General features: G+C 45.3%; 11 protein-coding genes. 7 read left to right on the top strand and 4 right to left on the bottom strand.

What is annotated here, in order from left to right; all coding sequences use genetic code 11:
- The 3 genes from QZW82_RS31505 to QZW82_RS31495 form a co-directional block, all read right to left on the bottom strand.
- Nucleotides 1–866, bottom strand: an 866-nt coding sequence (locus tag QZW82_RS31505; RefSeq protein ID WP_293158123.1) for a transposase, incomplete at its 3' end; no start/stop codon positions are given.
- A complete protein-coding gene (locus tag QZW82_RS31500) occupies nucleotides 867–1,169 on the bottom strand; it encodes a helix-turn-helix domain-containing protein (protein ID WP_293158120.1) in 303 nt (100 codons plus the stop codon).
- Between the two features lie 240 nt (nucleotides 1,170–1,409).
- The gene (locus QZW82_RS31495; RefSeq protein ID WP_293158117.1) at nucleotides 1,410–1,628 is read right to left on the bottom strand and encodes a DUF4327 family protein; all 219 of its coding nucleotides are present in this window, start codon (nucleotides 1,626–1,628) and stop codon (nucleotides 1,410–1,412) included.
- Between the two features lie 785 nt (nucleotides 1,629–2,413).
- Here QZW82_RS31495 and QZW82_RS31490 point away from each other — a divergent pair.
- On the top strand, nucleotides 2,414–3,394 hold the full coding sequence (locus QZW82_RS31490; protein ID WP_293158114.1) for an aspartate carbamoyltransferase catalytic subunit: 981 nt from the start codon (nucleotides 2,414–2,416) through the stop codon (nucleotides 3,392–3,394).
- Nucleotides 3,395–3,656: 262 nt separating this feature from the next.
- Here QZW82_RS31490 and QZW82_RS31485 read toward each other — a convergent pair whose 3' ends face one another.
- Nucleotides 3,657–4,034 (bottom strand): SH3 domain-containing protein, encoded by a 378-nt coding sequence (locus QZW82_RS31485; protein ID WP_293158111.1) that lies wholly within the window; start codon nucleotides 4,032–4,034, stop codon nucleotides 3,657–3,659.
- A 701-nt stretch (nucleotides 4,035–4,735) separates the two neighbouring features.
- On the opposite strand from QZW82_RS31485, the gene QZW82_RS31480 reads away from it, so the two are divergent.
- The 6 genes from QZW82_RS31480 (at nucleotide 4,736) to QZW82_RS31455 (ending at nucleotide 9,459) form a co-directional block, all read left to right on the top strand.
- Nucleotides 4,736–4,963 carry a hypothetical protein gene (locus tag QZW82_RS31480; RefSeq protein ID WP_293158108.1) on the top strand — a complete coding sequence of 76 codons (228 nt, stop codon included), beginning with the start codon at nucleotides 4,736–4,738 and terminating at the stop codon, nucleotides 4,961–4,963.
- A 45-nt stretch (nucleotides 4,964–5,008) separates the two neighbouring features.
- Nucleotides 5,009–5,500 (top strand): molybdenum cofactor biosynthesis protein MoaE, encoded by a 492-nt coding sequence (locus tag QZW82_RS31475; protein ID WP_293158106.1) that lies wholly within the window; start codon nucleotides 5,009–5,011, stop codon nucleotides 5,498–5,500.
- A 91-nt stretch (nucleotides 5,501–5,591) separates the two neighbouring features.
- Nucleotides 5,592–6,251, top strand: a complete 660-nt coding sequence (locus QZW82_RS31470) for a sigma-70 family RNA polymerase sigma factor (protein ID WP_293158129.1) — start codon at nucleotides 5,592–5,594, stop codon at nucleotides 6,249–6,251.
- A 142-nt stretch (nucleotides 6,252–6,393) separates the two neighbouring features.
- Nucleotides 6,394–6,996: a zf-HC2 domain-containing protein gene (locus QZW82_RS31465; protein ID WP_293158104.1), complete on the top strand. Its 603-nt coding sequence runs from the start codon at nucleotides 6,394–6,396 to the stop codon at nucleotides 6,994–6,996.
- Between the two features lie 1,002 nt (nucleotides 6,997–7,998).
- A complete protein-coding gene (locus QZW82_RS31460) occupies nucleotides 7,999–8,562 on the top strand; it encodes an ATP-binding protein (protein WP_293158101.1) in 564 nt (187 codons plus the stop codon).
- A 354-nt stretch (nucleotides 8,563–8,916) separates the two neighbouring features.
- Nucleotides 8,917–9,459, top strand: coding sequence for a response regulator transcription factor (locus QZW82_RS31455; RefSeq protein WP_366665115.1), 543 nt, complete (start codon nucleotides 8,917–8,919; stop codon nucleotides 9,457–9,459).
- Nucleotides 9,460–9,779 lie beyond the last annotated feature (320 nt).

The raw sequence follows: 9,779 nt of genomic DNA, 5'->3' as shown, positions 1-9,779 counted from the left end.
GCGACATACTTGAGAACACTAGCAAATTGACCGTGAGCAGCATCAAGCATTGATTTATTCAAGCCACTTTTAGCTGACTGACCGTTCGGCAAGTAAACTAAATTGCCATCCTCGATATCAGTCTTAGATTTGGCACGTCTAGTTAGATTCTTGAGACTCAAGTCTTCAACCACCAAAACATCGCATTTGCCAAACAGCTCATGTGCAACTTTGAATTGAAAGTCAAGTCTCGCCCTAGCTACAAATTGATGCAGCCTAGAAATCCTGTCCTTGATAATTTTCCAGGGTTTAGAACCTTTAACTCTCGACGCTAGTTTTGCTTGAAGCCTTGCTAATTTCTGAGCCGACTTCCTCAAGAATCTAGGATTCTCAACTCTTTCAACCTTAGAAAAATAGACGTAATTGGTTATCCCCAAGTCGATACCAAGAGTGTTTTTATCAGTCGGTTGAATTTCTGCAACCGCTACGGGAACTGTCTTATCTTCTAGCGTCAGGGCAATATACCACCCGTCTGCTTCCCTGATAACTGTCCCCGTCTTAACTTTAAATCCTGCTGGTATTGGACGATGGAAAACCATCGGCACTTGACCTATCTTCGCTAGGTCAACACAAATTCTATTTTGCTCATCCTTGATAATATCTAAATTATCTAATTGAGGATAAGTAAAAGATTTGTAGTAATGGAATCCCTTGAATTTAGGTTTGCCTCTGCGATTGCCATTTTTGTCAGGCGTGGTGAAGTTTGAAAAGGAAGTTTCCACTCGGTTAACCACATCCTGTAAAACCTGGGAATTCAAGGCTTTGTAATCAGAAAACAGTTTTTTAGTGTTTTTCAGATCCGCTAACTGAATGGTTTGCCACTGCACCTAACCACTCTCAATGTTTGAAAAAACATCACCTTTCCTGGTCAAAGAATTGCCTGATTCATCCTTCTTTCTACCATCTCTAGTTTGCACTCTAGTCAAAGGAATATTTTGATAAATCTCCTCGACAGAAACTATGGATGCAGTTAAGGGGCAGGCGTTAACAGGTGTTCTCGTCGCTTCCCACCATCTAAATCTTTCACTCAATCGGTAGTTGTACTGACGGCGACAGAGTTCTAGGTGAGTAGTGATTGTTCCTAATTGGGCTTTTGTGGGTTTGAGGCGGTATTTGTACGTGAGTTGCATTGGAAATTTTCTTTTTTCGACCTGCCCACAGTATATTTGGTGTATGCCCGAAATTCAACACCGATATCAAAAGAAATATGAAAAACGACTTTGTGTTCTTCAGACAAGCTGTCAACTATCAACTGTCAGAAGGAAGAGATAAGAGGGAAAAAGTTAGCGACGGAAAATTTATTGATGAAATTTAGCCGATCGCTTTTTTATTTTAATTTCTCCCCCAACCAAAGTCGTCGGTTTCCTCTGTTATTCCTCGTCCCAACCTTCTACAGCTATCAACTCGCTCACGGGGTCTTGCATGGAAAAATCAAACTCTAGGAGCTGCTGTTTCCAGTAAGGCCATTCATCTCCATAAAGTAGAGCTATTTTCCAAATGCTGTCTGTTGGCTGGATAATGCCAGACGTGACGAGAGAATGCACCTGACGTTGGAACTTAACCATCGGCTGTATAACCTGCTGGCTCATAATACCTCTTGAATTGTTTAAATCTTGTGTAATTACCACTTCCCAGCGCACACTTATTACCGCAGTTTCGCCAAGAACAGTCTCGCCAAGATACGTGTAGATTTTTGTCGGGAAGCTACATATTCAACTTGTATCTTAACACAGTTCATTTTGACAAGGGGCTATAAGCAGGACTGAAGAGTCAAGACCGACTGCAAAGAATTAATCATCTTTGGAATGTCCCGCTATATGCTGTCGATCGGCAGTAGGAGGTCTGCCTCCTTGATTATTTCCACATAATAGCAGATGCAATGGCTGCTGAAGGCTGGTTTTTGACAAGGCTGAGGTTCCGAGAAACTGCAATTACTGCTTGAGCGCTACTACAGCTTAATTTCCGCTTTCGGGCGAGTAAACTAAACCCCACGCACTTGTTTCAGCTTCAAGGCTGGCTTTGCTGTGAGAGGGGAGTCCGATCCGCCATCTACTAATTATAACTCTACTGACGGCAAAGGTGGTCAAAAATTGTTGGATACTGTTGATCGGCATCCCCGCGACTGTCGATCGAACATTGTAGACCGCCCGACACAGGCGTGCAATTCAACAGTTGACAGTTGACCTGGGACAGTTGACCTGGGACAGTTTGAGAGCGACCTCTACCCTTAAGTCCGAGTATTGGAGTAATGAATAGTCTGATTTTAATTTCTCCCTCAAAGACTTGGGGCTTTCAACCAATTCTTTCTGGTAAGTTCCCAACCCATCATCCTAAATCTCAAATCTCAAATCTCAAATCTCAAATCTAAAATTGTATGACTTGGAAAAGGCGACACATTCTCACTCTGGCTGATTTTACCTCCGACGAATACGACACGGTGCTGCAAACTGCCGCCAGTTTTCGGGAAGTGCTCGGCCGCCGCACCAAGAAAGTGCCGGCCCTGCAGGGTCAAGTGGTCGCGAATTTGTTTTTTGAACCTTCTACCCGGACTCGCAACAGTTTTGAGTTGGCGGCGAAGCGGCTGTCGGCGGATACGCTGAATTTTACACCGGGAAGTTCTTCTCTGACGAAGGGGGAGACTATTCTAGATACGGCTAAGACTTATCTGGCGATGGGAACAGATTTGATGGTGATCCGGCACGAACAGGCTGGAGTTCCCAGTACAATTGCTTCAGAAATGGATCGTTTGGGTTCGAGAGTCAGCGTTCTCAATGCTGGAGACGGCCAGCACGAACACCCGTCGCAAGGTTTGCTAGACTTATTTACTATTTGTTCTTTGTTAGATGCCGAACGTCCGCGACTAGAACTTTTAGCGGGCAAAAAAATTGCTGTGGTGGGGGATATCTTGCATTCCCGGGTAGCGAGGTCTAATATTTGGAGTTTAACGGCTTCGGGGGCTGAGGTTCATTTAGCCGGGCCGCCGACTTTATTGCCGCTGTTGTTTGCTGAGTGCGGCGATGGTAGGGAAGGTAAGTTATTTTTGCACTGGCAGCTTGAACCTGCTTTGGCCGATGCTGATTTTGTGATGACTTTGCGGCTGCAAAAGGAACGGATGAGCCAGCATTTGCTGCCGAGTTTACGAGAGTATCATGCTTTGTATGGAGTTACGCGCGATCGGCTGAAACTCTGCAAACCGGACGTGAAGGTGTTGCACCCGGGCCCGGTCAACCGCGGCGTCGAAATTAGCTCGGATTTGATGGACGATCCCCAATTTAGCCTGATTTCTCAGCAAGTTACCAGCGGCGTAGCAGTGCGGATGGCCTTACTGTATTTGATCGGTGGCGGTAAAGCTTAGGTTATCAGTTGTTAACTATTAACTTCGGATCTTCGATTATTTGTCACCCGAAAGAATTGGTTGAAAGCCTCTCCCTTTGAGGGAGAAATTAAAATCAGACTATTCATTACTCCAATACTCGGACTTATAGTTAGAGGTCGCTCTCAAACTGTCAACTGTCAACTGTTGAACATCAAGCGCCTCTTGAAAAATAATCGTTACCAAGACCAGCTTGGTAACGATTCAAACTCTTTCTAGAAATGTAAATTGCTCTAGTTAAGAATTAGTCAAGCCACGCAGTAGAAACCCAGCCGCCACCTTTGAGCTGTGCCCAGCCGTGTCTGTAATGACCGGTCAATTTCACATTGTCTCCATCATATAACTTGCCGATGATATGAGAACAGCGACTGGCCCGGTGGCGGATATTCAGTCTGCCACCATTGGTGGCAACTTCGGCGTAGCTGTGATGACGGTGACCGCCCCCGCAGCGCTTGTAGTGGCAACCTGCCTGCGCTTCGCCACTCACACTCAGAATAGACAGGGCTACTGCCAGACCTGCAACGCCTACCACGGCAGATTTAGGAATTTTCAATTCCAGTTGGAGCTCGGACTCTGGAGATTCATAAGCAACAAAAGAGTGGCTCAATGCTAGTGCTTCCATAGTTTCCTCGTGATTGTGATTAACGTTTTTTCGTGCAAACTCACTTTATACTCCCCATGCCTAAAGGCGAAGGGATTCTTGATAAATCCGAATCTGGATTTTCACTCGTGGCTATCAAATCGCCCCTACCCACTCAGTTTAGATTTCTCCAAACATTGCGTATAGTTTTTTGACGCTTTCAGACCATCGCTAGCCAAAAGATATTGTACGCTCTACAACCTGCCATTATTTGCTCTTTAACTATTCCGAATCTTCTTGCGTCGGATATGTCAGTTGCCGGGATTTCTCCGTACTAGGATGTTTCAAGACGTAGATGGTTTCTTCTACTTGCTTTGGTGACTTTAACACAACTATTTCGATTAGTGTGTAAAGAAATATTCAAGAGGGTTGAAACCGCAACGGACTTTTTCCGGTGTCGGTAGCCCAAGGCTTGCGTCTGGTTCTTTGGTCAGAACAGGCGCAAGAGGGAGGTTGTTACCGTCTTGCTTTTGCCGAGTATAGGCCAATTTGGCTCAACTCTGCACAGGTATATCATGTCATTTAAGTAGCTTGGTGGAGCAAAAAATAAATAAAGTTTACATTTTCTGCTGAAAATTTGGACTGCGCCGATCGCAATCGGGGTTAAATTAAACTTAACTGTATCATTCAAAAGGGAATAGAGTCATCGCTTTGAGTTGAAGATGGCTGGCAGTGAGTTGGGCATGATACTGCTTATTTTTGCGTGCTTACTGATTGAGTTGCTACAGCCCGATCGACTGTTCGATCGCACAAGTCTCCTACTCATCTTCGGGCACCGTGTGAATTTGGTTCGGGCGAGTTATATTGACCCGATCGCACTGTTACAGCCGTTCGGGGCCATAGACATCTTGCTAAAGATTGACTTTTATGTATCCATGACAAAGATGCAAGATCGATCGCTCGCGACTTGATTTGTGTCAAGATCGATCGAGTTCTCCCGCACCATTTCTTCCGCAATGAACTATAGCGCTGCACTTTCGATCGGCACAATTCCTCAACGGAATAGTAAAGACAGTTTCGCCATTACCTTAGCTCCTTTGTCTGTGGAGGAAATCTACACTTTGGCAGATGACCCAGCAAACGGAGCCGTGGTAATGATGAGCGGTACAGTCCGCAATCAAACTGACGGTCAAGCTGTAGTTTCGCTAGAATATCAAGCCTACGAACCGATGGCCGTGCGAGTATTCCAGCAAATCGCTACAGAAATCCGCCGCCAGTGGGTCGATGTCAATCGGGTCGCCATTCACCACCGTGTCGGACACTTGCAGGTGGGGGAAATTAGTGTAGTAGTCGCTGTTGGCTGTCCCCACCGGGGGGAAGCCTTTGCAGCTTGCCAGTACGCCATAGATACGCTCAAACACAATGTACCGATTTGGAAAAAGGAACATTGGGCCGATGGTTCTAGCAGTTGGGTTAGTATTGGAGCGTGCGAAGTTACCGGTCATTAGTCAGAAGTCGATCGCAGTTTCCGAGTCCAGGAACCAATCGCGATCGGGCAGCGTCAAACACAGTGGAATGTTCGATGAGCCAATTCCACACATGAGCGAATTTATTTCCGTGTCCTGGTCTGCGGTTGTGGCGACCGTTCAAAGAGTGCAATTGCCATCCGAAAAACTCTCTAATTATGACTTAGTGTTGCGGTGTCAGGAAGGAAATCGACCTGAGAGCACTGCCTTTTCAGAACTTTTGAAGCGGTATCAGTCCCACGTAGACAGGGTTCTGTATCACCTAGCCCCTGACTGGCAAGACCGAGCAGACTTGGCTCAGGAAGTCTGGATTCGAGTTTATCGCAATATTAACCGCTTGCAAGAGCCAGTTAAATTTCGGGGCTGGCTGAGTCGCATCGCCACTAATTTGTTTTACGATGAGTTACGCAAGCGCAAGCGGGTGCGAACTCCGCTGTCGTTAGACGTACCCCGTGCTCTGGAAGATGGGGAGATTGATTGGGAACTTCCGGCCGACAGTCCGGGGCCGGATGAAGATTTGACAACCAGAGAATTTTACGATCAGTTGCGAGTGGCGATCGCAGATTTGCCGGAAGTATTCCGCACGACAATTGTGTTGAGAGAAATTGAAGGTTTAGCCTATGAAGAAATAGCGGAAATGACCGGAGTTTCTCTCGGAACGGTCAAGTCAAGAATTGCTAGAGCTCGCCAAAGGTTGCAGTTACAATTGCAAAAATATCTCGACGGTCATTAACAAGGGTGATTTCCGAGGCGGGTTAAGAAGATTTGGTGAAGTTTGCTGTGACATCAAAGCTTCTATTTTACAATATAAATAAGCAGTAAATCATTCTAATAGCGAACAGATGCTTCCGCTAATTTTACAAGTGGTGTGAAATATGAATTCTAAATTTGAATCGGATAAAAATCAGAATCATCAAGATATTGGGGATTCGCTCGCCCAAAGTCAAGGTAACAAAAGTTATCCCCAAGGGAATGTAACTACTATGATGCGGGATCGCTTTGAATTGTTGAGTGCCTACATCGATGGCGAAGTGACGGCGGCAGAACGCCGGGAAGTTGAGGAATTGCTGACAAACGACCCCACGACGAAGCGTTTGTACTCGCGACTAATGATGATGCAACAGGCTTTTGGGTCAATGCCCGTACCTGCTGCGGAACAATCTGCACAGGATTTGGCTGCAAAGATTGTGCAGCGCGAGAAACGCCAGACGAAACGGATTTGGGTTTTGGGTGGAGGTGCGATCGCAGCTTTGTTGATTGCAGCAGTGGCTGGTGTCGCTGGCAGCCGTCAATTGTTTTCTCCCCAGTTTGCTACATCCCCCGTTCTTCCTGAATCTGACGGTTTGATTGTCGCTTTAAACGAGCCTGTAGTCGAGATTGTTAATCCCAACGATTTGATGCTTGGGGTGAATGCACCGGTGATGGATATTCCGAAAGCTGTAGTAAGCCCTCACAAGTCATCGCCCAAGGCGCAGTAAAATTTCTGTTTTGATCGATAACGGAATATTTTTTAAGAATACCGGGCGGTTGAAACCGCTTCTATACAAATAAAACCCACTCCAAGCGGGTTGAATACCTGGCGGTTTGAAACCGCGTCTATACAAACTCTCACCCACTCCAAGCGGGTTGAATACCCGGCGGTTTCTTCATTCCGCAGAGGCGGAATTCGTTTGTGCAGTCGCGGTTTTAAACCGCCGTCTTATTTTTTGGACTTGGGCTTCATTGAATTGATTGCGATCGGGTTTTAGAGTAATGTGCACGATCTTTAGTTCTACAGTCCTGGACGCACGGATGGTCAAAAACCGGGTTTTTTTACGAAAAGACGCCTTATAGGCTATAGATTACGCAAAAAACCCGGTTTCTTTGGTCTTAATGCGATCGCCAACTGTTCTAAAAACTTTTGGCTATTATATCATTTCTACTGGGTCTCCAGTCTAAAGGTGAACGGGAGGGCGATCGATCGCAATTAAACTCGATCGCCAACGCCCCTAAGTAGGCAGCCAGAGGCCATCGGCATAGGGCCTGACTTCTGTCCAAGAGCGATCGCGCTCTAACTCTTGACTCGCTTCTACCAGCCATCAGAGTTCTTCTATAGTGCATCCCCTCTCACTTCTAGCTTGCTTAATTCTTTCTCGTCCCTCCTCAGAGGCTTTGAGGGTCGTCATTGTATAATTTACTTATTTATTTGTCAATGTCAGTTTTCGATCGGTTTAGCGATCGCCAACTGAGTTTGTCAAGACGCGAGCAACCAAGAGACAATGATAAGGACTACAACGGGAGCATCCCTATTTCGTAAAAACCGTTCGTTTTTTGTGCTTGAGTGCGATCGTCCCCCACAGCTAAGCCTGTATATGCCAAATTGGCTCTATATTTCCAGGGATCCAGATGTTCGCACTCCAGTCTAAGAAAGCCACTCCTTTTTTAACTAAAAAATTACCCATTAAATAATGACAAAGGATAGCAATCTAATGAGAGATAACATGGATGAAATTCCGTCAGGTGGGATAGGCATAAAAGTCCTTGGGAAAATAGCCGATGAGCTAACATATACCCGCACTTATGACAGTCGAAACTGTTTGTTCCTGATGAAACATTATCAGCCCCAAGACAGCACTCAAGTTAGTGGTGTTAAGCGACCGATCGATGTTTTAAATAAATGGTTTCAAAAACAACGAGATACCGAATCCGAGGTCAGTTCAAACCAGCCACTTCAAAAAATCAGCCTTACAAGCAATTCTGATATCAAGGCTGTTGATAAAGTTTTATCTTGGGTCGATCAATTAGAGCATCTACCGATTCCAGAACCAGTTTTTCACCAATGGAGACTTGCCACAATCGAAGGATTTACAAATGCTGTTCGCCATGCTCACAAAGACCTGCCATTAGCAACTCCAATCGAGTTAGAAATAACAGTATTTCCAGAACGCCTAGAAATTAAAATTTGGGATTGTGGGAAGCCCTTTGACTTGGAAGCAAAATTGCAAGGAGAATTGGCAGAAACAAGTCCGTTTACCTGGAACGAGCTGGGATTTACCCTTCGCTAACATGACTGTACGCACGGGTGGCAACAAACCGGGCTTTTTACGAAAAAATGCCTTGTAACCTGCATATTAAGGAAAAAACCCGGTTTCTTTGGTCTATGCCTAAGTTTTAAATTTACCCTAAATAAAGTTTTTTGTCTTGACTGCTAATGCACATGGGGAGACTGCTTCAGCAGTATTGTTGAATCAGAAATATGAGGTACATTCGGCCGCAGATGGCGAGACTCATTTAGCATTATTTGAGGAATTCAACCCGATGATAGTAATTCTCGGGCTCTCCTGGGTATTCGGTGATAAGTGAAGCCTATATGACTCCTGGTATGAGTTTCAACACTTGCACTTAGCAAATTTTGTAGCTTGAGATACAGTTTGCACCACAAGCCCAGGAGAGCCATTCTCGATTGGAATTTGCCGGATACTACACGCTATGATCTGTGCCAGGAAATGCAGCGCCGTATTAATGTTTTTGTGGTCATGGTTAGCAGCCGTACAGACGAAGCCGATCGACTTAAAGTTCTGTCCGCAGGTGCTGATGATTATATCTGCAAACCATTTGGTCTGGCGGAGTTGGCAATTCGGATCGAAGTTGTGTTGAGACGCATGAGGTGTGTGACTCCATCACGGATTGTATTCGATCGATTTGCGATCGATCCAGCGCGTCGGGAAGTAACACTGAACGACACAGTTATCAGGTTAACAGCGATGGAATTTAAGATATTGCATTTTTTGGCAAGTCATCCGGGTGAATCTTGGAGCCGCCAACAAATAATCGAAAAAATCTGGGGTTGGAAATCGATGTACGCATCAGAAGAGAGAGTGGTGGACGTGCATATAGCGGTTTTCACAAAGATTCGCGGACGTTGTTGGGCTTCAGCCCTCTTGATTTCAGCGGTTATGTAAGCTGTCAGCCATACCTCATCTTTTTGAGAAAGGCTATATCAGCCAGATTCGCAAGAAAATGGCTAAAGTCGATCGGGCTGTGCCGCAGTTGATTCAAACTGTTGATACAAAGTAAATGATTTTCTAGAAACTTCTTGAATAATTAGGTAAAAGCTGGTAGTGTAGACTGAGAAAAAAAAATGCTTTAGCGACTAAAACCCACATTCCGCATCCCAACTGGCACATAGGCGAATTGAGGGCGTAAAAGTGAATTATCCGAGACCAAGCGTGAGTAAAAACACCCAAAAATCTGTGCAACTATCGCATCACCAGTTAGGCAT

This window comes from Microcoleus sp. bin48.metabat.b7b8b9.023, from assembly GCF_013299185.1.
Taxonomy (GTDB): Bacteria; Cyanobacteriota; Cyanobacteriia; order Cyanobacteriales; family Microcoleaceae; genus Microcoleus.
The sequence above is the reverse complement of the archived record's forward strand: the minus strand, read 5'-3'. Positions and strand labels throughout refer to the sequence as shown.

Bases quoted from the DNA above. Each gene is read 5' to 3' on its own strand.
- QZW82_RS31500 (WP_293158120.1), bottom strand. From the start codon at position 1,169: ATGCAACTCACGTACAAATACCGCCTCAAACCCACAAAAGCCCAATTA.
- QZW82_RS31495 (WP_293158117.1), bottom strand. From the start codon at position 1,628: ATGAGCCAGCAGGTTATACAGCCGATGGTTAAGTTCCAACGTCAGGTG.
- QZW82_RS31490 (WP_293158114.1), top strand. From the start codon at position 2,414: ATGACTTGGAAAAGGCGACACATTCTCACTCTGGCTGATTTTACCTCC.
- QZW82_RS31485 (WP_293158111.1), bottom strand. From the start codon at position 4,034: ATGGAAGCACTAGCATTGAGCCACTCTTTTGTTGCTTATGAATCTCCA.
- QZW82_RS31480 (WP_293158108.1), top strand. From the start codon at position 4,736: ATGATACTGCTTATTTTTGCGTGCTTACTGATTGAGTTGCTACAGCCC.
- QZW82_RS31475 (WP_293158106.1), top strand. From the start codon at position 5,009: ATGAACTATAGCGCTGCACTTTCGATCGGCACAATTCCTCAACGGAAT.
- QZW82_RS31470 (WP_293158129.1), top strand. From the start codon at position 5,592: ATGAGCGAATTTATTTCCGTGTCCTGGTCTGCGGTTGTGGCGACCGTT.
- QZW82_RS31465 (WP_293158104.1), top strand. From the start codon at position 6,394: ATGAATTCTAAATTTGAATCGGATAAAAATCAGAATCATCAAGATATT.
- QZW82_RS31460 (WP_293158101.1), top strand. From the start codon at position 7,999: ATGGATGAAATTCCGTCAGGTGGGATAGGCATAAAAGTCCTTGGGAAA.